The organism is Belnapia moabensis DSM 16746, assembly GCF_000745835.1.
Classification (GTDB): Bacteria; Pseudomonadota; Alphaproteobacteria; order Acetobacterales; family Acetobacteraceae; genus Belnapia; species Belnapia moabensis.
This window is the reverse complement of record NZ_JQKB01000013.1, coordinates 109,247-131,711: the sequence shown is the minus strand read 5'-3', so window position 1 is coordinate 131,711 and position 22,465 is coordinate 109,247. Positions and strand designations below refer to the sequence as shown.

The following is a 22,465-nucleotide window of genomic DNA, read 5'->3' as shown; positions in this document are numbered from 1 at the left end:
CGAAAGGTCAGGCCGCGCTGACGAAGCCCGACCACCTGCCGCCGGCGCTCTTCCTGAGCCGCCGCGGGCAGCTTGCGCATGTCCACGTGCCTCATGCCCGCGAACTTGGATCCCCAGTCAATCAGATCAAGACAATGAGGGCCGCATCAATAGCATTCCGCCCCTTCCGTTCGCGGACCTTGCCCACGAACAGAAGGGATCGGTAGGAGCGGCGGCTTCTTCTCACGGGCTCCAACGGCTTCATGGGGACCGCCCTGTGCCGAAGGCTGGTGGCGTTCGGCGCCGAGGTTCACGGATCGGCCCAGGGCAACCAGCCGACTGCGACAGGCAGCGTGTCGCATGTTCGAGGCCCGTATCAGGCCAGCTGCGTCGATACCCGTATCGCCATGGGCTGTGGCCTTGGGCGGCACGACCCGACGAAGCTTGTGCCCTCGTCACCAAGGAGGTCCGGGCAGGCCGCGCCCCCTTGCCGAGCGACGACGCGCGGCTCGCGGACTGGACCCATATCGTATCGACGACATCGTCGCCGCATTGCTGGACGTGACGACAAGCCCCGATTCGATCGGATGAAGCATCGAGATCGGCACCGGCGTCACCAATTCCGTGCGCGAGGTCGTCGAGCAAATCGTCGACCCGGTGTCATGCCGAGGTTCGGCGCGCTCGCGGCACGTCCCTTCGAGCTTCAGCAGGCCGTCGACACCTGGCCCTCGGCACGCCTGATCGGCCGACGGCCGAGCGTCACGCTGGAGGAGGGCCTGCGCCGCATCGTCGCCATTGCCTTGCGCGATGTGCCGGCTGCGGTGGTAGGGGAGCAGGTCTCGGCACCAGGCCTGATCAGGTCCATCCCGGGCGGAGAATCAGCCCGGCGAGAGAACCACGCCGATATCCGCCTGCGGCGCCGCATAGGGCGCCGAGGTGACCAGCAGGTCCGCCCCCGCTGCGGCATACCGCGCCGCGTTCGCCGCCGTCACGCCGCCGGTCGCGGCGACCAGCGGCCGGCGCGGCATGTCAGCCAGCGCTCGTATCACGGCGGCCACATCCTCGGGCGGCAGCTTGTCGAGCTGCAGCGTATCGACGCCGGCATGGGCGAATTGCAGCGCGGCGTCGACGCTGTCAGCCTCCACAGCGATCTTCCGCTCCGGCTGCGCCGCGCGGAGGCGCGCCACCCAGAGATGCGGCGGCTGGCGGCCGAGGAAGCCGCGATGCTGCGGGAAGACCAGCACGCTGTCCGACAGGCCGAGCCGGTGCGGCAGGCAGCCGCCGGCGGTGATGGCGCGCAGCATCACGTCCTTCGCGCCGGGCAGGTGCCTGCGGGTGCAGGCGACAGCGATGCCGGGCCGGCCGCCGCGCGCAGCGCAGAGCACCGCCCGCGCCCCGGTGGCGATGCCGGAGGCGATCTCCATCAAGGTCTGCGCCATCTTGAAGCCACGATGCAGCGCCGCCGCCTCGCCCTCGGCGCGCAGCAGCTCCGCCCCCGCCTCCACCTGGGCGCTGGAGGAGGCCAGGCGATGCGTCACCGGGCAGCCGGCAAGCTGCATCAGCCGCTCCGCCTCCTCGATGCAGGCGAGGGTCATGGTGGTGCGGGCTCGGAAGGTGGCGCGGCCACGCGCCTCGCCGATGCCGAGGCCGGCGGTGGTGATGTCGCCATAGGGCACGTCCTCCTCGATCATGGCGAGGAGGCGTGCGTCGGAGAGGGTGAAGCTCATCGGGCCGGGACGCTAGTGCGGGCCGGGTATGGGGACAATCGCCTCTCAGCGGCCGCCGCTGACCGGCAGCAATGCGCCCGTGACATAGCCGGCAGAGGGCGAGAGCAGCCAGAGCACCGCCTCCGCCACCTCCTCCGCGCTGCCGCCGCGGCCCATCGGCACACCGCCCGCCATGCGGGTGACGCGGTCCGGCATGCCGGCGGCGGCGTGGATCTCGGTGTCGATCAGGCCGGGGTTGACGGCATTCACCCGGATGCCCTCGCCGGCCAGTTCCTTGGCGAGGCCGAGGGTCAGCGTATCGACCGCGCCCTTGCTGGCGGCGTAATGCACCCACTCCCCGCCGCCGCCGAGGCCGGAGGCGCGGGAGGAGATGTTGACCATGGCCCCTCCCCTGCCCCCATGGCGCGTGGACATGCGCCGGATCGCCTCGCGGGTGCAGGCGATGAGGCCGAGGACGTTGATGCGCATTACCTCCTCCCAGACCGCATCGGAGGTCTCGTCCAGCCGGCCGGTCGGGCCGGTGATGCCGGCGTTGTTCACCAGTGCATCGAGCCGGCCGAAGCGGGCATCGAGCTCGGCGAAGCAGCGGGCCCGGCCTTCGGCCTCGGCCACATCGGCCTGGAGCGCCAGCGCGGTGGCGCCGGTCGCCCGTGCCGCCTCGGCCGTCGCCTCGGCGCGGGCGGCGTCGCTGCGATAGGTGAGGAGGATGTCGTAGCCCTGCGCGGCGCCGAGCCGCGCCAGGGCGGCGCCGATGCCGCGCCCGCCGCCGGTGACCAGCAGGACGGGGCGGGAGGATGAGGGGGAGGATGTGCTCATCCCGCCAGCCTGCCGCCCCATCGCCCGCGGCTCAAGTCATCAGCCAGCCCAGGGCGAGGACGAAGCCGAGCAACAGGACGACGGCATGGAGGAAATGCAGGACCTCGCCGCGGAATTCCTGGGCCTCGGCGCGGTGGCGGGAGCGGGCCCTTGGAGCCGGCCGGTCCTGTTGGGGGGGCCTGATCGCATTTCGCGTGGTCACGGATGTTCCTCTACGGGACCGACAACCGGCCGGATGATGTAGCTCGCATGATCGCGAATTACCTATCAGTGCAGGAACTAAGAATTCCTTACGCAGCAAGTTTGCATGGCCATTGCGGACAGCCGTTGACGCACTGGCCGTCGCCGCACGGCTCGGGCAGTCTTCGCCCCAAGCATCGGGCGGCAAACCGCAGGGCGGCGGCTCGGCGCCCGCAACCGGCCGACACGACCACAGGAGACGACCATGACCCTCCACGCCTGGCCTGCCCAGCAGCGCGTCCGCCATGGCGAGCCCGTCGCCCGGGCCCTGCCGCCGGAGATCGAGGATTGCGAGCGCGTGGTGCTCGTCACCACCCGCTCCCTCGCCCGCAGCCGCATCGCCGAGGCGACGCGCGGCGCCATCGGGACGCGGCTCGTCGGCGAGTTCTCGGCGATGCGTGCCCATTCGCCGGTCGAGGATGTCCTGGCGCTGGCGGCGCTGCTGCGCGAGGCGCGGGCGGACCGCGTCGTCGCCCTCGGCGGCGGCAGCGTGATCGACGGCTCGAAGACCGCCTGCCACGCGGTCTGGCGCGGCCATACCGATGCCGCGGCGCTGCTCGGCAGCGCCGTCTCACGCGGGACCGATGCGGCCTATTGGGTGGAGCCAGGGCTGACGCCGCGCATCGTCGCCGTGCCGACCACGCTCTCGGCCGCGGAATTCGCACCGAATGCCGGCTTCACCGACCTCGCCGCCGGCCGCAAGCACCGCGCCCAGCACGCGATGCAGGTGCCGATCGCCGTGGTGCTCGACCCGGAGGCGACGCTGGAGACGCCGGGCGAGCTGCTGCTCTCCTCCGGCATCCGTGCCGTGGACCATGCGGCGGAGCGGCTCTGCGCGACGAAGCGCGCGCCGTTCTCCGATGCCGTCTCGCGCCAGGCGCTGGAGATGCTGGCGGTGGCGCTTCCGGCCATCCACCGCAAGGGCCACGACCTCGAGGCGCGCGGCGCGGCGCAGCAGGCGATGTGGCTCTCCGTCATGGGCGGCTGGGCCGGCGTGCCGGTTGGGGCGAGCCACGGCATCGGCTACATCCTCGGCGGGGCGAAGGGCGTGCCGCACGGCATCACCTCCTGCCTCGGCCTGCCGGCGGTGATGCAATGGAATGCGCCGGTGAATGCGGCGCAACAGAAGGTCGTGGCCGACATCCTCGGCGGCGGCGAGGGGCATGGAGCGCTGCGCCGCTTCATTCGCGGCCTTGGCCTGCCGACCACGCTGGCCGAGGTCGGCATCGGGCTCGACGAGATCCCGGCGCTGGCGGCGAAATGGGATGGCGGGCCGCCGATCGCCACCAACCCGCGCAGGGTGGAAGGTGCCGCGGATGTCGAGGCGATCCTGCGGCTGATGGTGTAGCCGCTCACGTTTCGTTGTGCGCTACGGGCTTGCGCCGCGCCCGCGCGTGGCGCCAGCATCCTCCACAACCGGCAGCAAGCCGGACAGGAGGACGCCATGGAATTCGGCTATTTCATGATGCCGTCTCACCCGCCGGAACGCGGGTTGAAGGAAGGGCATGACTTCGATCTCCAGGTGCTGCGCTGGCTCGACGAGTTGGGCTTCTCCGAGGCCTGGGTCGGCGAGCACCATACTGCGCCCTGGGAGCCGCATCCGTCGCCGGACCTGCTGATCGCCCAGGCGCTGCGGGAGACGACGCGGCTGCGCATGGGGCCTGGCGGCTTCCTGCTGCCCTACCACCACCCGGCGGAGCTGGCGAACCGCGTCGCCATGCTCGACCACCTCTCGGAAGGGCGGCTGAATTTCGGCATCGCGGCGAGCGGGCTGCCGAGCGACTGGGCGATGTTCAATGTCGATGGCATGTCGGGCACCAACCGCGAGATGACGCGCGAGGCGCTCGACATCATCCTGAAGCTCTGGACGCAGGACGGGCCCTTCCACCACGAGGGCAAGTACTGGAAGGTCGACAAGCCCGACACGATGTTCGGTTTCCTCAAGCCGCATATCAAGCCGTTGCAGGCGCCGCATCCGCCGATCGGCGTCGCCGGCCTCTCGAAGAATTCCGACACGCTGAAGATGGCGGGGGAGCACGGCTTCCTGCCGATGAGCCTCAACCTCAACCCGGGCTATGTGACGAGCCATTGGGACAGCGTGGAGGCCGGCGCCCGCAAGGCCGGTCGCACCGCGAACCGGCGCGACTGGCGGCTGGTGCGCGAGGTATTCGTCGCCGACACGGATGAGGAGGCCTGGCGGCTCTCGGTCGGCTCCATGATGGGGCGGATGATGGGCGAGTACTTCCTGCCGCTGCTCTCCAATTTCGGCTTCAAGGAATACCTGAAGCACAGCCCCGAGGTGCCGGACAGCGACGTCACCGTCGAATACTGCGCGCGGCGCAACTGGCTGGTCGGCTCGCCCAAGACGGTCGCCGAGCGGCTGGAGCAGATCTACGAGGAGGTCGGCGGCTTCGGCCAGCTCCTGGTCTTCGGCTTCGACTACATGGAAAACCCGGCCGCCTGGCGTAACTCGCTGCGGCTGTTGCAGGAGGAGGTGCTGCCGCGCGTCTCGCACCTCACGCCGGCGGCGCCCTCACCGGCGCTGGCGGCGGCGCAGTAGCTTGCATCGGGACGGGGGGCGAACCATTTGCGGGTCATGAAACCGCTTCTGCTCGCCGCGCTGTTCCTCCCCCTCGCCGCCTGCGGCCCCGGCGGCCTCCGGGCGGGCGGCGAGTATTCCGGCCAGCCCGACACGGTGATCGGCAATACCGAGCGCAACATGGCGACCGGCGCCGTCACCAGCGAGGGCAGCGTCTATGTCCGCCGCCAGGGCTACATGACGACGCCTGCGGAGAGACTTCGGTACTAGCCGCGCCACCCTGCCGATGGATGCGGTGTCGCAGGCGAGCACCCTCTCGCGGCACCGCGGTAGGTGAAGTGATGAGGGTGGCGCAGGTGGCGATGCTCCGGAGTCTCCCTCACATCGCACTGCGCGAAGGCGTCCGGCGCTGGCGGAAGGGCTGAACGTGCTCTTCGGCACCCTGTGGCCGCCTGCGGCCTGACCTCAGCCGAAACGCTCCGCCGCGAAGGGCGAGAGGTCGAGATTGGGTGCCGGGCCGAGCATCGCCTGGGCCAGCACCGCCCCGGTCGGCGCCGAGCCGGTCAGGCCGAGATGCCCGTGGCCGAAGGCGCACCAGAGGCCCGGCCAGCGCCGCACCGAGCCGAGCACCGGCAGGCTGTCCGGCAGGCAGGGGCGGTGGCCCATCCAGAAGCCCTCCGCCCCTTCGGTGCGGGCCTGGGGGAAGGCCATCCGCAGGTCGCGCAGCAGCAGCTCCGCCCGGCGCGGCGTCGGCGGATGGTCGAGGCCGCCGAACTCCACCGTGCCGGCGATGCGCAGCCCCTCCTCCATTGGCGAGATGAAGGCCTTGCGGTCGGCCGGGATCACCGGTCGCCGCAGGTTGATCCCGGCATCCCGCAGCATGACGTGGTAGCCGCGCTGGCTCTCGAGCGGGATGCGGATGCCGAGCGGCGCCAGCAGCCGGGCTGACCAGGCGCCAGCCGACAGCACCACCGCATCGGCCTCGATGAGGCCGGAGGCGGTGGCGGCACCGGTTACCCGCCCCTCCCCTGTGGTGACCGCCTGCACCACCTCCTGCCGGATGGTGCCGCCGAGCCGTTCCACGCCGCGTGCCACCACTTCCGCTTGGCGGCGCGGGTTGATGCTACTTCCCTGCTCCGGAATGAAGACGCCGAACGCGTAGTCGCCCCGCATGTCGGGCTCCAGCGCGCGGATGGCCTCGGCGCCGTCGAGGAATTCCAGCCGCATGCCATGCTGCTGCCGCAGCGCCCAGCCGGCGGCGTCCTTCGCGTAGTGGTCGCGGTCCCGGTAGAGATAGAGCTGCCCGGTCTCCTGGATCAGGTCGAGAGCGCCCTCCTCGGCGAGGATGCGGCGGTGCTGCTCCATCGCGTTGAAGAGCAGGCCAGACAGCGCCTCGGCGATGGCGGCGACGCGGGCCGGGCGGGCGCTGGCGACGAAGCGCGCGAGCCAGGGCGCCGCCCGCAGCGCGTAGCGAGCGGGAAGGTGCAGAGCGCCTTCCGGATCGATCAGCATCCCCGGCACCTGGCGCAGCACGCCCGGCATGGCGAGCGGTGCGACCGAGCCGGCGCTGATCGCGCCCGCATTGCCGGAGGAAGCGCCGCCGCCTGGCGGGCCGCCATCCAGTACGGTCACGGCGGCGCCGCCGCGCGCCAGGTGCCAGGCGGTGCAGAGGCCGACGATGCCGGCGCCGATGACGACGATTCGCATCCGCCCAGCCTCCGCTGCGCGCCGCTGCCGCGCAACCCGCCGGCCGCATTCCGTGATACAGCCTGAGCCGGATGGCGAGGGAAGGCAGATTGCAGGCGATGCTGCGCCGCGGATTGATGGGATTGTCCCTGCTGTTGACCCTTGGCCTGGCCAGGGCGGAGGAGGCGGCCTCCCCGATCAAGGTCATCGGCTTCTACACCCATGCCGGCCTCTACGCTGAATTCGAGGAGCCCTTCTGGACCCGCGAGGTGCCGGTGCTGAGCGAGGGCCGGCTGCGCCCGGGAATCGTGCCGCTCGACCGCGCCGGGATCAGCGAGTCGGAGCTCCTGTCCTTCCTGCGGCTCGGCGTGGTGCAGGCGGCGACGGTGCCGCTGGCCCTCGCCGCGGGCGACGACCCAGAGCTCAGCATCGTCGACCTGCCCGGCCTGAACCCGGACCTGCTGGCCTTGCGGCGGAGCCTGGCGCAATGGCGCCATCACCTGGCCGCCGTGCTGGAGGAGCGCTACGACATCCACCTGCTCGGCCTGCTGGTGCCGACCACGCAGGTGGTCTTCTGCCGCGAGGCCTTCGCCCGGCTCCGTGATGTCGCCGGGCGGCGGGTGCGGGTCGGCTCGGTCAGCCAGGGCGAGTTGATCGAGGCGCTGGGCGGCACTGCCCTGATCATGCCGCTCCCCCACGTGGCGGCGGCGATGCGCGACCGGGCGATCGACTGCGCCGTTACCGGGCCGATGCCGGGCAACCGGGTTGGCCTCGCCGAGGTTGCCACCCATGTCTCGCGCCTGCCGCTGAGCTGGTTCGTCTCCGCCATGGCGGTGAACGGCGCGGTCTGGCGCGGCCTGCCGGAGGCGGTGCGGCAGGCGCTGCAGGCCGGTGCCGCCCGGCTTGAGCGGCAAGTGATCGACAGTGCCGAGGCGGGCATCGAGGACGGCTTTGCCTGCGATGCCGGCCTGCCGAGATGCGCCGGCGGCCGGCGGGCGCGAATGATCGTCGTCGACGAGCGCTGGGACGAGGCCGAGCGCCGCCGCCTGCTGCGCGAGGTGCTGCTGCCAGGCTGGGTCGCCCGCTGCGGCGCCGATTGCGCCCGGGTGTGGAACCAGGTGGCGGCGGCGTCGCAGGGCCTCTGGCTGGAGCCTTAGCCTTCCCGCGTCTCGAAGCGGTAGACCTTGCTGACGATGCGCCAGCCCTCGCTCGTGCGGTTGAGCACCAGGTAGTCGGTGAAGTAGCGCGGCGGGAGCTGGCAGGCGACCTTCACCAAGGCGGTCTCCGGCCCGCTGATGTCGAGCATCAGGATCCGGTCGTCCCGCGCCAGGCCACGGCTCGCGGCCGAGGGGCGGTTGCGCACGAGATCGAACCAGGCCTCGCGCGGCATGTCCTCCACGCCGCCATCCTTCGCCCAGTAGAGGTGCGAGACTGGGTGGAAGGCGGCGGCGAGCTTCTCGACGCTGCCCTCGTAGAGACCGTCGAAATAGGTCTGGATCACCGCCTCGATTTCGGCGACGGCGCTGGCCGCCATGGGTTTTCCGCCTGCGTCCGGCATGGGATGCTCCTCCTCAATCCGGGAAGCCTAACCGAGGAGGAGCATCCACCGCCATGGCCGATCCAAGCCTGAAAGCCGCTTTCGAGGCGGGGCGCTTCGTCGTCGCGCCCGGCATCTTCGACATGATCTCGGCCCGGGTCGCGGACGGCATGGGCTTCACCAGCCTCTACGTCACCGGCTTCGGCACCGTCGCCAGCCATCTCGGCGTCGCCGATGCTGGCATCGCCACCTATACCGACATGGTCGGGCGCGTCGGCGCCTTCGCCCGCGGCTGCCGCACGCCGGTCGTGGCCGATGCGGATACCGGCTATGGCGGGTTGCTCAATGTCCGTCACACGGTGATGGGCTACGAGGCGGCGGGCGTGACCGGCATCCAGCTGGAAGACCAGGAGATGCCGAAGAAGTGCGGCCACACCCCCGGCCGCCGGGTCATCCCCGCCGAGGAGATGGTGCTCAAGATCAAGGTCGCGGCCGAGGCGCGGCGGGACCCGAACATGCTGATCGTCGCGCGGACGGATGCGCGGACGACGCTCGGCCTCGATGAGGCGATCCGGCGCGGGCAGCTTTATGCCGAGGCTGGGGCCGACGTGATCTTCATCGAGAGCCCGGAGACCGAGGCGGAGATGCAGGCGATCGGCAAGGCAATCAAGAAGCCGCTGCTCGCCAACATGGTCGAGGGCGGGCGGACGCCAATCCTGCCGGCGAAGCGCCTCGCCGAGATCGGCTATGCGATGGCGATCTACCCCGCCGTCGGCTTCCTCGCCGTCGCGGCGGCGCTGGAGCGGGTCTATGGGCACCTGAAGGAGCAGGGCGACAGCAATGCCCTCCCCGCCTCGGAGAGCTATGGCTTCGGCCGCATCTGCGAGCTGATGGGCTTCCCCGAGGTGTGGGAGTTCGACCGCAAATGGGCCCAACCGGAGGGGAAGTGATGTTCGAGCATGTGAAGGCCCTCGTCTTCGACGTCTTCGGCACGGTGGTCGACTGGCGCGAGGGCATCGCGCGGGAGGCGGGACCTTTCCTCGCACGGCTCGGGCGCCAGGACGTCGACGCGCATGGCTTCGCCGATGCCTGGCGGGCGCGCTACCAGCCGGCGATGGAGGAGATCCGCAGCGGGCGGCGGGGCTTCACCCGGCTCGACGTGCTGCACCGGGAGAACCTGGAGCAGGTGCTGCGGGCGCATGACATCGACCCGGCGGCGGTGGGCGAGGCGGCGCTCAATGACCTCAACCATGCCTGGCACCGGCTCGATCCCTGGCCGGAGGCGGTTGCGGGGCTCACGCGGCTGAAGCGGCGCTTCATCATCGCGCCGCTGTCCAATGGCAATATCGCGCTGATGACCAACATGGCGAAGCGGGCGGGCATCCCCTGGGATGCGATCCTCGGCGCCGAGGTGGCGCAGGCCTACAAGCCGGACCCGTTGGCCTATCTGCGTACGGCCGAGGTGCTCGGCATCCGGCCGGCGGAGCTCTGCCTGGTCGCAGCGCATAACGGTGACCTGAAGGCGGCGCGGGCGGCGGGGCTCGCCACCGCCTTCGTGCCGCGGCCGACCGAGCACGGGCCGGGGCAGACGGGCGACCTCGGGCCGAGCGAGGCCTGGGACGTGGTGGCGCGGGACTTCCAGGACCTGGCGCACCGGCTGGGCGTCTGACCGGATCGGCGGGTTTCGGACAAACTCCCCTGCCGGGCTCCCAGACGGGATTTCCGGGCCGGTGAGAGGGTTGGGCAATGGGCATGGCTCCGGGGTTGATAGGATTCGTGTCCCATATCATTCCGGGAGCGAGGCGCAAGGTTTCATGTGGGGATCGCTAAGCCGGTCAGCGATCTCCGCCTGTGCTTCTCGCATAACGTCCTTCGCCGAGGCGAAGCCGACCGCCATGCCGTTCACGAAGAGCAGTGGGATGGCGGACATCACCCACGTCGCCGCCGCGCTCCGGGAGGCGCCGGCGGCGTCCTTCTCGGACGTGGTGTAGGAATCCACGTCATGCGCGGGACTGATCCGCGCATCCCCCGCTCATGGCATTCGCGGAGCCGAGGATGGCCGGGTCGAGCCCGGCCATGACGTAGAGAAGAAGAGCGTCAGCGCGTGCCGGCGCGGCCGGGCTGGTTACCGCTGCCGACGCCGCCAGCGCCGCCGGGCTGCAGGGGCGTGGGCACGCCGCCGCCGGTCGCCGTGCTGTTCACCGCGCCGGTGGGCGAGGCGGCGCTCGGCGCCATCGGCTCACCCGGTGGGCGGCCGCCGACGCGGGAATTGGAGCAGGCGCCGAGCGCCAGGGCGAGCACCGCCATTCCGATCAACCTACCTGTCATGGACATCTCCTTACCGTCATGTCACGGCGAGGTAACCGGGACGGAGCAGGAAGGTTCCGCGAAGCTCATCCGGCCGGGCGCACCTGTGGCACCATCGCCCTGATCCCGGCCGGGAAGAGCGGGCCGCCATAGCCGGCCTCGACCGGGATGCGGAGCATCTTGCGGCCTTCGGCATCGACTTCCAGCACGGGCTGAACCGTGACGACGGGGCGGGCGGCGGCGCGCGACATGGCATCGCCGAGGCTGGCCGCCTCGGCGAGGCGGAGGAGGTTCAGGCGGGTCGGGAAGAGCAGGGTGCGCTGGCCGGCCTCGGCATCGGCCAGGGCCTGGGCGGGGGAGATCCAGATGCTGTCCACCGCCTCGTGGCCGTCATGCGTCGCCTCGTGGCCGCTGGGGGCAGGGGCGAGGAAGAAATGGGTGTCGAAGCGTTTGGAGAGGTCGGCGGGCGTCACCCAATGGGCGAAGGGGACCAGGCAGTCGATGTCGGGGCGGAGGCCCTCCGCCTGGAGCAGGGCGGCGAAGCCGCGGCTGCCGGCGTTCAGCGCGTCGCGGTGCGCCAGCGCGATGGCGGCGCCCTGGGCGGGGTCCAGCGCGGCGCCGGATTCGGTGCGGGCGAGGAGGAGGCCGCTTTCCTCGAAGGCCTCGCGTATGGCGGCGACGCGGTAGGCGGCGAGCGGGTCCGTGCTGCCGAGGGCAGTGGCGAGTTCGGCATCGGTCGTCTCCACTCGGCCGCCGGGGAAGACCAGGGCGCCGGCGGCGAATTCGATCTCGCGATGGCGGACGACCATGAAGATCTCGGGGCCGGAGGCGCCGTCGCGCAGCAGCAGGACGGTGGCGGCGGGGCGCGGGGGGACGGGGTCGGGCAAGCGGGTTACTCCGTGCGGATGCCGGCGGCCTGGATCAGGGGTGCCCAGCGGGCATGCTCGGCCGCGAGGAAGCCAGCGAAATCGGCGGGGCTGCCGCCGACGATCTGCGAAGCCTGGGTCTGCTCGATCACCCGAGCGACCTCGGGCTGGCGGAGGGCAGCGTTGAAGATGCGGTTGGCGGCCTCGATCAGCGGGTCCGGCAGGCCGGCGGGGCCCACGATGCCGTGCCAGCCCTGGGCCTCGAAGCCGGCGAGTGCCGGGCCGCCGGCCTCGGCGATGGTCGGCACGTCGGGCAGGAAGGGGTGGCGCTGCCGCCCCGCGACCGCGAGCGGGCGGAGCTTGCCCTCGCGGATGAAGGGCAGGCTGGTCGAGACGGTGATGATGCTGCTGCTGGTCTCATTGGCGAGCAGGCTGCGGGCGACCTCGGCGCCGCTGCGGTAGGGCACGGGCGTCATCGTGATGCCGGTGCGGCGGAGCATCAGCTCCTGGGCGAGGTGGCCGATATAGCCGATGCCGGGATGAGCATAGACCATGTCGCCGCGGCGGCGGGCGAGGTCGAGGAAACCGGGCAGGTCGGTCACCGGCAGCGCCATCGGCGCGAGCAGGACGAGAGGCAGGTTGATCAGGTGACAGATCGGGGTGAAGGCGCGCATCGGGTCGTAGCCGAGGCTCGGCTGCAGCTCGCGGCCGATGGCGTTAGGGGCGAGGTCGGCCATCATCAGCGTGGCGCCGTCGGGGCGGGCGCTGGCGACCACGGCGCCAGCGATGGTGCCGCCGGCGCCGGCGCGGTTCTCCACTACCAGGGTCTGGCCATTGGCGAGCGCGGGGAAGGCGTTGGCGACGGTGCGCGAGAGGGTGTCGATGGCGCCGCCGGCGCCGAAGGGGACGATGAGGCGCACCGGGCGGTCCGGCCAGGGGGAGGCTGGCTGGGCGTGGGCGAGCGCGGGAAGGGCGAGGCCGGCCAGAAGCGTACGGCGATGCAATGCATGTGACGCTTGCGGCATGGTATCGACCTCCCCGATTGTAGCGGCGGGCAGGGTGCCGCCGGGGCGCAGCGAGCGCAACCGCTGGCAGAATTCGTGAAATTGCATATGGTCCGGGCGCGGCTCGGGAGGGGAGACGACCTGTATGACCTGGTCCATCGTGGCGCATGATCCAACGACCGGCGCCTTCGCCGTGGCCGTGACGACCTGCGCCTTCGCCGTGGGGGCGAGCTGTCCCTTCGTGCGCTCGGGCGTTGGGGCGGTGTCGACCCAGTCGATGACCAACCGTTATCTGGGGCCGGCGGTGCTGGACGGCATGGCGCGGGGACTGTCGCCGACGGCGGCGATCGAGAGTGCGCTGGCGGGGGATGAGGGGCGCGGCATCCGGCAGATCCATGCCGTCGGCCGGCATGGGCGGAGCGCGGCCTGGACCGGGCGGAATTGCGTGGAGTGGTGTGGCGACCGGGCGGGGCAGGGCTTCTCGGTGGCGGGGAACATGCTGGCTGGCGAGGCGGTGCTGGCGGATACGGTGGCGTGTTTCGTCACCCGCGACGACCTGCCGCTGGCGGAGCGGCTGGTGGCGGCGCTGGAGGCCGGGGATGCGGCGGGGGGTGACCGGCGCGGGCGGCAGTCGGCGGCGCTGCTGCTGACGACGGTGGAGGACTTCCCCGACATCAACCTGCGGGTCGATGACCATCCGGAGCCGGTGGGGGAGCTGGGGCGTCTGCTCGGCATCTGGCGGCGGGAGCGGGAGCCGGGGCTCCGGGACCAGCCACGGAAGGCGAATCCGTCGGGCTGGATCGACCTGGATGCGATCGAGGCGGGCTGGCGGCGGAGGGGGTCGAGCCTGCGGTTCCGCAGGTAGGCCCCCTCCCCCGCCTGTGCTCAGCCCCCGAGCGCGGCCTTCACCAGCGGGCCAGCCTTGGCCATGTCGAGGCTGGCGGCGTGCTTGGCGCGCAGGGCGGACATTACCTTGCCCATCTCCTTGATGCCGCTGGCGCCGGTCTCGGCGATGGCGGCCTGGACGGCGGCCTGCATCGCCGCGTCGTCCATCTGCTGGGGAAGGAAGCCCTCGATGACGGCGATCTCCGCCTCCTCCTTCTCGGCGAGTTCGGGGCGGTTGCCCTGGCGGTAAAGTTCGACACTCTCGCGCCGGCTCTTGGCCATACCGCGGAGCATCGCCGTGATCTGGTCGTCGGGAACCTTGTCGACGCCGGAGGGACGGGCGGCGATGTCCACGTCCTTCAGCTTGGCGAGGATCATCCGCAGGGTGGAGGTGCGGGCGGTGTCCTTGGCGAGCATGGCGGCCTTGAGGGACTCGGTGAAACGGCTGCGCAGGTCCTCGGCCATGGAAATGTCTCCGGTGCTATGGGGTGCGGGGCTGTAGCATGGGGTGGGGCAGAGAAGGGAATGGGAAGTTTTTTCCCACCCTCGCCTTCCGGCTTGAAATGGGAAGTTCTTTCCCGCATGTTTCCCGCATGAGGACCGTCGAAGAAATCATCGTTCAGCTCGGCGGCCCGGAGGCCGCCGCGGCGCGTTGCGGCATCGGTACCGAAGCAGTGCGGAAATGGCGGCAGGCGCGGGCCATTCCCGCCCGCCATTGGCCCGCCATCCTCGGCGCCACCGGCCTGACGCTCGCCGACATGCCGGGCACCCCGGAACCCCGTGTGGAGACAGACATGACCGAGACCGTTCCCGAAGGCGCGACCGCCTGCCTGGTGCTGGCCGATGGCAGCGTCTTCTGGGGCCGAGGCTTCGGGGCGCAGACAGCGCCGGGGGCGGCTCCGGTGGCCGAGGTCTGCTTCAATACCGGCATGACGGGGTATCAGGAGACGCTGACCGACCCCTCCTATGCCGGGCAGATCATCACCTTCACCTTCCCGCATATCGGCAATGTCGGCGCCAACCCCGAGGATATCGAGGCGGTGACGCCGGCGGCGCGGGGGCTCGTCGTCAAGCAGGACCTGACGGAGCCGGCCAACTACCGGGCGACGCGGCATCTCGACGACTGGCTGAAGTCCTTCGGCATCCCGGGCATCGCCGGCGTCGATACGCGGGCGCTGACCATCCGCATCCGCGACGGGGGCGCGCCGAACGGGGTGCTCTGCTTCCCGGCGGATGGGCGGTTCGACCTCGATGCGTTGCGCGCGCAGGCGGCGGCCTGGCCGGGGCTGGAGGGGATGGACCTGGCGAAGGAGGTTTCCTGCCGCCAGTCCTATCATTGGGACGAGACCACCTGGGCCTGGCCGGAGGGCTTCGGCAAGCAGACGGCGGCGCGGCACAAGGTGGTCGCGGTGGATTACGGGGCGAAGCGGAATATCCTCCGCTGCCTCGCCTCGGCTGGGCTCGACGTGACGGTGGTGCCGGCGACGGCGACGGCGGAGGAGATCCTGCGGCACGAGCCGGATGGCGTCTTCCTCTCCAACGGCCCCGGCGACCCGGCGGCGACGGGCGAGTATGCGGTGCCGGTGATCCAGGGCGTGCTGGAGAAGCGGGTGCCGGTCTTCGGCATCTGCCTCGGGCATCAGCTGCTGGGCCTGGCGCTGGGCGGGAAGACCTACAAGCTGGATCGCGGGCATCGGGGCGCGAACCAGCCGGTGAAGGACCTGGCCACGGGGCGGGTCGAGATCACCAGCCAGAACCATGGCTTCGCCGTGGACGACAAGAACTTGCCCGAGGGCGTGAAGGTCACGCACATCTCCCTCTTCGACAATTCGAACGAGGGGCTGATGGCGACGGACCGGCCGGCCTTCTCGGTGCAGTATCATCCAGAAGCCTCGCCGGGGCCGACGGACAGCCACTACCTGTTCCATCGCTTCGTCGAGCTGATCGAGAAGAACAAGGGAGGGGCGTGATGTTCGACCTGAAGGGCCGCACCGGGCTGGTCACCGGCGGGAATGGCGGGATCGGCCTCGGCTTCGCGCGGGGGCTGGCGAAGGCCGGCGCGCGCGTGATGGTCGCCGGGCGGAATGCCGAGAAGAATGCTACAGCCGTCGCGGAGCTGAAGGGCCTCGGCGCGGAGGCGGATGCGGTCATCGTCGACGTGACCGACGGCGCCAGCATCGAGGCGATGGTGGCCGCGACGGCCGAGCGCTTCGGCGGCATCGACATCCTGGTGAACAATGCGGGGACGAATATCCGCAACCGGCCGGAGGTCTATGCCGAGGCGGACTGGCATCAGGTGATCGACACCAACCTGACCAGCGCCTACCTCGCCTCCAAGGCGGCCTATCCGCATCTGAAGGCCAGCGGGCATGGGCGGGTGATCAACAACGGCTCGATGCTGTCGATCTTCGGGCTGCCCTTTCATATTGCCTATGCGGCGTCGAAGGGCGGCGTGGTGCAGTTCACCAAGTCGCTCGCCGTCGCCTGGGCAGCGGACGGGATCACGGTGAATGCGGTGCTGCCGGGCTGGATCGACACCGAGCTGACGCGCAAGGCCCGCAAGGACATGCCGGGCCTCAACGACAATGTCCTGGCGCGGACGCCGAAGGGGCGCTGGGGCACGATGGAGGATTTCGAGGGGCTCGCGGCCTTCCTCGGGAGTGATGCGAGCGGGTTCATCACCGGCGTGGCGATCCCGGTGGATGGCGGGTTCTCGGTCCAGGGCTGAACCGTGCCCTCCGCCGACACCCTCCTCGTCTTCGCCGCGCTGTCGCTCGGCCTCGCGGTGACGCCGGGGCCGAACATGATCTACCTCGTCTCGCGCTCGCTGGCGCAGGGGACGGGGGCGGGCATGGTCTCGCTGATCGGGTGCCAGGCGGGGTCGCTCGCCATCATGCTCTGCGCGGCGGCGGGGATCACGGCGGCGCTGCTCGCCATTCCTTATGCATGGGACGTGCTGCGGCTCGGGGGGGCGGCCTACCTGCTCTGGCTCGCCTGGCAGAGCGTCATGCCGGGCGGGCAGCCGGTCTTCGCGCCGCGGGCGATGCCGCGGGAGCCGACGGCGCGGCTGTTCAGCGTCGGCTTCGCCACGGCGGCGCTGAACCCGAAGGTGGCGCTGTTCTACATGGCGGTGCTGCCGCCCTTCATCGACCCGGAGCGGGGGAATGCCTTCCTCCAGGCGGCGGTGCTCGGCGTGGTGCAGGTGGCGATCGGCGCGGGGTTCGATGCGCTGCTCGTTTCCGGCGCGGCGGGCGTCGCGCGCTTCCTCGGCACGCGGCCGGGCTGGATGGCGGTGCAGCGTTGGGTGCTCGGCGCGGCGCTTGGGCTGCTGGCCGTGAAGCTGGCGAGCGAGGGGCGGCGGGCATGACGCTGTTCCTCATCGCTCTGGCTGCCCTGTCCTGGACGGGGCTGAGCCTAGCGGTGCTCGCCATGGTGCTGCGACGCGTGGGCACCGCGCGGCAAGCGGCGTGGCGGGCCTTCGGCATCGGCCTCGTCGTCAACACCATCTCCGCCTGGTACGCGGCGCCGGGTGAGCCGATCGCGGCGGTGATCCTGATCGTTGTCTGCCATCTGCTGCTGCTGCCGGCCTTGCTGATCGCGGCGCGGCGGGAGGAGCGGCCGTGATGTGCGCGCTCCGACGATAGCGGCCGACGCCCTCCCCGATTGATTGCGGCCCATGGCGGCCCAGAACCGACGGATACCGACCCATGCCGAAGCGCACCGACATCAAGTCCATCCTCATCCTCGGCGCCGGGCCGATCGTCATCGGCCAGGCAGCAGAGTTCGATTATTCCGGGGCGCAGGCCTGCAAGGCGCTCAGGGCGGAGGGCTATCGCGTCATCCTGGTGAACTCCAACCCGGCGACGATCATGACTGATCCCGGGCTGGCGGATGCGACCTATATCGAGCCGATCACCGTCGAGATGGTCGAGAAGATCATCGCCAAGGAGCGGCCGGATGCGCTGCTGCCGACCATGGGCGGGCAGACGGCGCTCAATACCTCGCTCAAGCTCGCCGAGGCGGGGGTGCTGGAGAAGTATGGCTGCGAGCTGATCGGAGCCAAGGCGGAGGTCATCGACAAGGCGGAGGACCGGCTGAAATTCCGCGATGCCATGACGAAGATCGGTATCGAGAGCCCGCGCTCGGCCATCGCGCATACGATGGAGGAGGCGCGGGCGGCGCTCGACCTCGTCAAGCTGCCCTGCGTCATCCGGCCCTCCTTCACCCTCGGCGGGACGGGGGGCGGCATCGCCTATAACCGCGAGGAATTCGAGCAGATCGTGGCGGCCGGCCTCGATGCATCGATGACAAACGAGGTGCTGGTCGAGGAGAGCGTGCTGGGGTGGAAGGAGTATGAGATGGAGGTGGTCCGCGACACCGCGGACAACTGCATCATCATCTGCTCCATCGAGAACCTGGACGCGATGGGCGTGCATACGGGTGATTCCGTCACCATCGCGCCGGCGCTGACCTTGACCGACAAGGAATACCAGCGGATGCGCGATGCGAGCATCGCCTGCCTCCGCGAGATCGGCGTCGATACCGGCGGGTCGAACGTGCAGTTCGGCATCAACCCGGCGGACGGACGCATGGTGGTCATTGAGATGAACCCGCGGGTCAGCCGCTCCTCGGCGCTGGCCTCGAAGGCGACGGGCTTCCCGATCGCCAAGGTCGCGGCGAAGCTCGCGGTCGGCTACACGCTCGATGAGCTGAAGAACGACATCACCATGGTGACGCCGGCCAGCTTCGAGCCGACGATCGACTATGTGGTGGTGAAGATCCCACGCTTCACCTTCGAGAAATTCCCCGGCACGCCGGCGACGCTGACCACCAGCATGAAGTCGGTCGGCGAGGCGATGGCGATCGGGCGGAGCTTCGCCGAGGCCCTGCAGAAGGGACTGCGGAGCCTGGAGACGGGGCTCTCCGGCCTCGACGAGATCCCGGCGCCCGGCGATGGCAGCGCGCAAGCTTTTCATGCCGCACTCGCCACGCCGCGGCCGGACCGGATCGTCATGGCCGCGCAGGCGATGCGGGCGGGCGTCTCGCTGGCCGAGATCGCCGAGGCCAGCAAGTTCGATCCGTGGTTCCTGCGCGAGGTGGAGAAGGTCGTTGCCGCCGAGCGGCGGGTGAAGGCCGAGGGGCTGCCGAAGACGGCGGCGGGGCTGCGGGGGCTGAAGGCGCTCGGCTTCTCCGACAAGCAGCTCGGTAAGCTGGCCGGCACGACGGAGGCGGCAGTCGAGGCGCTGCGGCTGAAGCTCGGCGTCACGCCGGTCTTCAAGCGGATCGACACCTGCGCGGCCGAATTCGCCTCCGACACACCTTATATGTACTCGACCTATGAGGGCGGGTTCGGGGTGCCGGAATGCGAGAGCCGGCCGACCGACCGCCAGAAGGTCGTCATCCTCGGCGGCGGGCCGAACCGGATCGGCCAGGGCATCGAGTTCGACTATTGCTGCGTCCATGCCTGCTATGCGCTCAAGGAAGCGGGCTTCGAGACCATCATGGTCAACTGCAACCCGGAGACGGTCTCGACCGACTACGACACCTCCGACCGGCTCTATTTCGAGCCGCTGACGGGGGAGGACGTGATCTCCCTCATCCGCAAGGAGCAGGAGCGGGGGACGCTGCTCGGCTGCATCGTGCAGTATGGCGGGCAGACGCCGCTGAAGCTGAGCCAGGCGCTGCACAAGGCGGGCATTCCGATCCTCGGCACCTCGGCGGAGGCGATCGACATCGCCGAGGACCGGGAGCGGTTCCAGCACCTGCTGAAGGGGCTCGGCCTGCGCCAGCCGCAGAACGGGACGGCGCGGACGCTCGACGAGGCGGCGCGGGAGGCGGAGCGGATCGGCTACCCCGTCGTCGTGCGGCCGAGCTACGTGTTGGGCGGGCGGGCGATGGAGATCGCCTGGAACCGCGAGCAGCTCATGCGCTTCGGCCAGGAGGCGGTGAAGGTCTCGGGCGAGAACCCGATCCTGATCGACCAGTATCTCGCCGATGCGATCGAGGTCGATGTGGACTGCATCGCCGACGAGGACGGCACGGTCTATGTCGCCGGCGTGATGGAGCATATCGAGGAGGCGGGCATCCATTCGGGCGACAGCGCCTGCTCGCTGCCGCCCTATTCGCTTCCCCCCGCCATCGTCACCGAGCTGAAGGCGGAGACGGAGGCGATGGCGAAGGCCCTCAAGGTGAAGGGGCTGATGAACGTCCAGTATGCGGTGAAGGACGGCGACATCTTCGTCCTCGAGGTCAATCCGCGCGCCTCGCGCACCGTGCCCTTCGTCGCCAAGGCGACGGGCGTGCCGGTGGCGAAGATCGGCGCGCTGGTCATGGCCGGGCAGCGGCTCGGCGAGTTCGACCTCGATGACAGCGCCATCAACCGGCATGTGGCGGTGAAGGAGGCGGTCTTTCCCTTCAACCGCTTCCCGAATGTCGATGTGATCCTCGGGCCGGAGATGAAGTCGACTGGCGAGGTGATGGGGCTGGATGCCAGCTTCGAGCGGGCCTTCGCCAAGGCGCAGCTCGGCGCGGGGGTGAAGCTGCCGCTGGCAGGCAGTGCTTTCATCTCGGTGAAGGAGAGCGACAAGCCGGCCGCGGTGGTGCTCGCCCGGCGGCTGATCGACATGGGCTTCGCGGTGGTGGCGACGCGGGGGACGGCGGCGCGCATCCGCGAGGCGGGCCTCGCCTGCGAGATCATCAACAAGGTGCTGGAGGGGCGGCCGCATTGCGTGGACGCCATCAAGTCGGGCGACATCCAGCTCGTCATCAACACGACGGGGGGCGGGCAGTCGGTGGCGGACAGCTTCGACATCCGCCGCTCCGCCCTGACCCATGGGGTGCCGCACTACACCACGGCAGCCGGGGCCCGCGCGGCGGTGCATGCGATCGCGGCGCTCCGGGCCGGAACCCTTGATGTGGCCCCCCTGCAGGCCTACTTTCACCGCTCGTTCTGATCCCGGGCGCGGGTTCCACTGAGGTTCGCCGGGTTTTCCTGGCGGGCCGGAACCCGGGGCCCGGTTTCCGTGTTTCCACTCGCCATCCCGTGCCGCAACCGCAAGGGTGGCGGGCCGGGCTGGCATTTTTTGGCTGCATTTGCGGTGGCGGACCGCGCACACTCCGCTTCGATACGCTCAAGGGAAGGGCTAGCCGTGCAGAAGTTCCCCATGACCGCGGAAGGTCTGGCGAAGCTGGAAGAAGAGCTGAAGGTCCTCCGGGCCGAGGAACGCCCGGCGGTGATCCGGGCTATCGCCGAGGCTCGGGCGCATGGCGATCTCTCCGAGAATGCCGAGTACCACGCGGCGCGCGAGCGGCAGTCCTTCATCGAGGGCCGGATCGCCGAGCTTGAGACGATCATCCCGGCTGCCGAGGTGATCGACGTCTCGAAGCTCTCCGGTGACCAGGTGAAGTTCGGCGCCCGCGTCACTGTCGTGGACGAGGAGACGGAGGAGCAGAAGACCTACCGGATCGTCGGCGCCTATGAGGCGGACATGAAGGTGAACTCCATCTCCATCTCCTCGCCGCTGGCCAAGGCGCTGATCGGCAAGAAGGTGGGCGACAGCGTCGAGGTGCCGGCGCCGGGCGGCGCCCGCGCCTACGAGATCACCGCCGTCGCCTTCCGCTGACGCGGGACATGCTGGACCAGCAGGTCGGCCTGGCGGAAGTCCGGGCCGCGGCGGCGCGCATCCAGGGCGCGGTGCGGCGCACGCCGACCGTGGAGGCGGATGCGGTCTCCCGCGCCGTAGGCGCCCGGGTCTTTCTCAAGCTCGACAACCTCCAGGCGACGGGCGCCTTCAAGGAGCGCGGGGCGGCCAACCGCGTCGCGCTGCTGACGGCGCGGGAGCGGGCGGCGGGCGTCATCGCCATGTCGGCCGGCAACCATGCCCAGGCGGTGGCGCGGCATGCGGCCCTGGCCGGGATCGCGGCGACGATCGTGATGCCGCGCTTCACGCCCTCCACCAAGGTAGTGCGGACCGAAGGCTGGGGGGCGCGCGTCGTCCTGCATGGCGAGACCCTGGCCGAGGCGGCCGCCCATGCCCATGCCCTGGCGCTGAACGAGGGCCTAACCTTCATCCACCCCTATGACGATCCGGGCGTGATCGCCGGCCAGGGGACGCTGGCGCTCGAGCTGCTGGAGGATGCGCCGGGGGTGGAGGCCGTGGTCTTCCCCGTCGGCGGCGGCGGGATGCTGGCGGGCTGCGCCGGGGCGATCCGCGAGTTGCGGCCGGAGGTGCAGGTCTTCGGCGTCGAGGTCGAGGGCTACCCGGCCATGGCGCAGCGGCTGGCCGGGCGACCGGTCTCGGTCGGCGGGCCGACCATCGCCGAGGGCATCGCGGTGCGCGATGTGGGGGAGCTGCCCTATGCGCAGCTCAGGCGGCTCGGCATCGAGGTGCTGGTGGTGCCGGAGCGGGCGGTGGAGCAGGCGATCGCCCTGCTCGCCGAGGGGGCGAAGCAGGTGGCCGAGGGCGCCGGGGCGGCGGGGGTGGCGGCGATGCTGGCGCATCCGGCGCGCTTCACCGGGCGCAGCGTCGGGACCGTCATCTGCGGCGGCAATATCGATGCGCGCATCCTCGCCAATGTGCTGCTGCGCAACCTGCTGCGGGACGGACGCATCCTCCGGCTGCATCTCGACATCCCGGACCGGCCAGGGGTGCTGGCGGATATCACCACGCGGGTCGCCGCCATCGGTGGCAATGTCATCGAGGTTTCGCATCGCCGGCTCTTCGCCGCGCCGAGCGTGCAGACGGCCGAGCTCGAGCTGATGATCGAGGTCCGCGACACGGCGCAGGGCGATGCCATCGTCGCGGCGCTGGAGGCGGCGGCCTATGTGGTGCAACGGGGCTGAATTTACTCGCGCCAAGCGCAGGACTGACGGGGTCGGC

23 protein-coding genes are annotated in these 22,465 nt (G+C 70.5%); 14 read left to right on the top strand and 9 right to left on the bottom strand.

All coding sequences use genetic code 11. From position 1 onward, the window contains the following. Nucleotides 1-857: 857 nt before the first annotated feature. From modD to EP26_RS34775, 3 genes are read right to left on the bottom strand one after another with little or no spacing between them, the layout of a single operon-like run. Entirely contained in the window at nt 858-1,706 is an 849-nt protein-coding gene (modD, locus tag EP26_RS11245) for a ModD protein (RefSeq protein ID WP_043338587.1), read from the bottom strand. Between the two features lie 45 nt (nt 1,707-1,751). Further along, nucleotides 1,752-2,522 (bottom strand): SDR family oxidoreductase, encoded by a 771-nt coding sequence (locus tag EP26_RS11240; RefSeq protein ID WP_043338586.1) that lies wholly within the window; start codon nt 2,520-2,522, stop codon nt 1,752-1,754. A 31-nt stretch (nt 2,523-2,553) separates the two neighbouring features. Continuing rightward, nucleotides 2,554-2,724 (bottom strand): hypothetical protein, encoded by a 171-nt coding sequence (locus EP26_RS34775; protein WP_157033496.1) that lies wholly within the window; start codon nt 2,722-2,724, stop codon nt 2,554-2,556. Nucleotides 2,725-2,967: 243 nt separating this feature from the next. On the opposite strand from EP26_RS34775, the gene EP26_RS11235 reads away from it, so the two are divergent. The 3 genes from EP26_RS11235 to EP26_RS11225 all read left to right on the top strand — a co-directional run bounded on the left by EP26_RS11235 (nt 2,968) and on the right by EP26_RS11225 (nt 5,571). Beyond that, on the top strand, nt 2,968-4,110 hold the full coding sequence (locus EP26_RS11235; protein ID WP_043338585.1) for an iron-containing alcohol dehydrogenase: 1,143 nt from the start codon (nt 2,968-2,970) through the stop codon (nt 4,108-4,110). Nucleotides 4,111-4,206: 96 nt separating this feature from the next. Next, nucleotides 4,207-5,322, top strand: a complete 1,116-nt coding sequence (locus tag EP26_RS11230) for an LLM class flavin-dependent oxidoreductase (RefSeq protein ID WP_052389051.1) — start codon at nt 4,207-4,209, stop codon at nt 5,320-5,322. Between the two features lie 36 nt (nt 5,323-5,358). Beyond that, a complete protein-coding gene (locus EP26_RS11225; RefSeq protein WP_043338584.1) occupies nt 5,359-5,571 on the top strand; it encodes a hypothetical protein in 213 nt (70 codons plus the stop codon). Between the two features lie 195 nt (nt 5,572-5,766). Here EP26_RS11225 and EP26_RS11220 read toward each other — a convergent pair whose 3' ends face one another. Further along, on the bottom strand, nt 5,767-7,008 hold the full coding sequence (locus EP26_RS11220) for an NAD(P)/FAD-dependent oxidoreductase (RefSeq protein ID WP_043338582.1): 1,242 nt from the start codon (nt 7,006-7,008) through the stop codon (nt 5,767-5,769). Between the two features lie 134 nt (nt 7,009-7,142). On the opposite strand from EP26_RS11220, the gene dctP reads away from it, so the two are divergent. Further along, nucleotides 7,143-8,144: a TRAP transporter substrate-binding protein DctP gene (dctP, locus tag EP26_RS11215; RefSeq protein ID WP_169747384.1), complete on the top strand. Its 1,002-nt coding sequence runs from the start codon at nt 7,143-7,145 to the stop codon at nt 8,142-8,144. Here the strand turns inward: dctP and EP26_RS11210 are convergent. After that, nucleotides 8,141-8,545, bottom strand: a complete 405-nt coding sequence (locus EP26_RS11210) for a nuclear transport factor 2 family protein (RefSeq protein ID WP_211259422.1) — start codon at nt 8,543-8,545, stop codon at nt 8,141-8,143. The genes dctP and EP26_RS11210 overlap by 4 nt on opposite strands. A 53-nt stretch (nt 8,546-8,598) precedes the next feature. Between EP26_RS11210 and EP26_RS11205 the strand changes: the two genes are divergently transcribed. Then, the gene (locus EP26_RS11205) at nt 8,599-9,474 is read left to right on the top strand and encodes an isocitrate lyase/PEP mutase family protein (protein WP_043338579.1); all 876 of its coding nucleotides are present in this window, start codon (nt 8,599-8,601) and stop codon (nt 9,472-9,474) included. After that, nucleotides 9,474-10,193 carry a haloacid dehalogenase type II gene (locus EP26_RS11200; protein WP_043338578.1) on the top strand — a complete coding sequence of 240 codons (720 nt, stop codon included), beginning with the start codon at nt 9,474-9,476 and terminating at the stop codon, nt 10,191-10,193. Before EP26_RS11205 ends, EP26_RS11200 begins: the two co-directional genes overlap by 1 nt. Nucleotides 10,194-10,621: 428 nt before the next feature. On the opposite strand, the gene EP26_RS11190 is transcribed toward EP26_RS11200, so the two are convergent. From EP26_RS11190 to EP26_RS11180, 3 genes are all read right to left on the bottom strand, one after another. Next, entirely contained in the window at nt 10,622-10,852 is a 231-nt protein-coding gene (locus tag EP26_RS11190; protein ID WP_157033495.1) for a hypothetical protein, read from the bottom strand. A 65-nt stretch (nt 10,853-10,917) separates the two neighbouring features. Continuing rightward, nucleotides 10,918-11,718 carry an NUDIX hydrolase gene (locus tag EP26_RS11185; RefSeq protein ID WP_052389049.1) on the bottom strand — a complete coding sequence of 267 codons (801 nt, stop codon included), beginning with the start codon at nt 11,716-11,718 and terminating at the stop codon, nt 10,918-10,920. A gap of 5 nt (nt 11,719-11,723) precedes the next feature. Continuing rightward, complete coding sequence (locus EP26_RS11180) at nt 11,724-12,860, bottom strand: Bug family tripartite tricarboxylate transporter substrate binding protein (protein WP_157033494.1); 1,137 nt, start codon at nt 12,858-12,860, stop codon at nt 11,724-11,726. On the opposite strand from EP26_RS11180, the gene EP26_RS11175 reads away from it, so the two are divergent. After that, entirely contained in the window at nt 12,847-13,566 is a 720-nt protein-coding gene (locus EP26_RS11175) for a DUF1028 domain-containing protein (RefSeq protein WP_043338571.1), read from the top strand. The two genes, EP26_RS11180 and EP26_RS11175, sit on opposite strands and share 14 nt — an antisense overlap. A 20-nt stretch (nt 13,567-13,586) precedes the next feature. On the opposite strand, the gene EP26_RS11170 is transcribed toward EP26_RS11175, so the two are convergent. Beyond that, nucleotides 13,587-14,051, bottom strand: a complete 465-nt coding sequence (locus tag EP26_RS11170; protein ID WP_043338569.1) for a GatB/YqeY domain-containing protein — start codon at nt 14,049-14,051, stop codon at nt 13,587-13,589. Between the two features lie 128 nt (nt 14,052-14,179). Here EP26_RS11170 and carA point away from each other — a divergent pair, with 128 nt between their 5' ends. The 7 genes from carA (at nt 14,180) to EP26_RS11135 (ending at nt 22,428) form a co-directional block, all read left to right on the top strand. After that, complete coding sequence (gene carA / locus EP26_RS11165) at nt 14,180-15,556, top strand: glutamine-hydrolyzing carbamoyl-phosphate synthase small subunit (RefSeq protein WP_043338566.1); 1,377 nt, start codon at nt 14,180-14,182, stop codon at nt 15,554-15,556. Then, nucleotides 15,556-16,314, top strand: a complete 759-nt coding sequence (locus EP26_RS11160) for an SDR family NAD(P)-dependent oxidoreductase (protein WP_043338565.1) — start codon at nt 15,556-15,558, stop codon at nt 16,312-16,314. The genes carA and EP26_RS11160 overlap by 1 nt, the downstream gene beginning before the upstream one ends. A 3-nt stretch (nt 16,315-16,317) precedes the next feature. Further along, nucleotides 16,318-16,953, top strand: a complete 636-nt coding sequence (locus EP26_RS11155) for a LysE family translocator (protein WP_043338564.1) — start codon at nt 16,318-16,320, stop codon at nt 16,951-16,953. Beyond that, on the top strand, nt 16,950-17,210 hold the full coding sequence (locus EP26_RS11150) for a hypothetical protein (protein ID WP_043338562.1): 261 nt from the start codon (nt 16,950-16,952) through the stop codon (nt 17,208-17,210). The genes EP26_RS11155 and EP26_RS11150 overlap by 4 nt, the downstream gene beginning before the upstream one ends. Nucleotides 17,211-17,293: 83 nt before the next feature. Then, the gene (gene carB, locus EP26_RS11145; protein WP_043338561.1) at nt 17,294-20,539 is read left to right on the top strand and encodes a carbamoyl-phosphate synthase large subunit; all 3,246 of its coding nucleotides are present in this window, start codon (nt 17,294-17,296) and stop codon (nt 20,537-20,539) included. Between the two features lie 195 nt (nt 20,540-20,734). Further along, nucleotides 20,735-21,208: a transcription elongation factor GreA gene (gene greA, locus EP26_RS11140; RefSeq protein ID WP_043338559.1), complete on the top strand. Its 474-nt coding sequence runs from the start codon at nt 20,735-20,737 to the stop codon at nt 21,206-21,208. Between the two features lie 8 nt (nt 21,209-21,216). Beyond that, nucleotides 21,217-22,428 carry a threonine ammonia-lyase gene (locus tag EP26_RS11135; RefSeq protein ID WP_043338558.1) on the top strand — a complete coding sequence of 404 codons (1,212 nt, stop codon included), beginning with the start codon at nt 21,217-21,219 and terminating at the stop codon, nt 22,426-22,428. Nucleotides 22,429-22,465 lie beyond the last annotated feature (37 nt).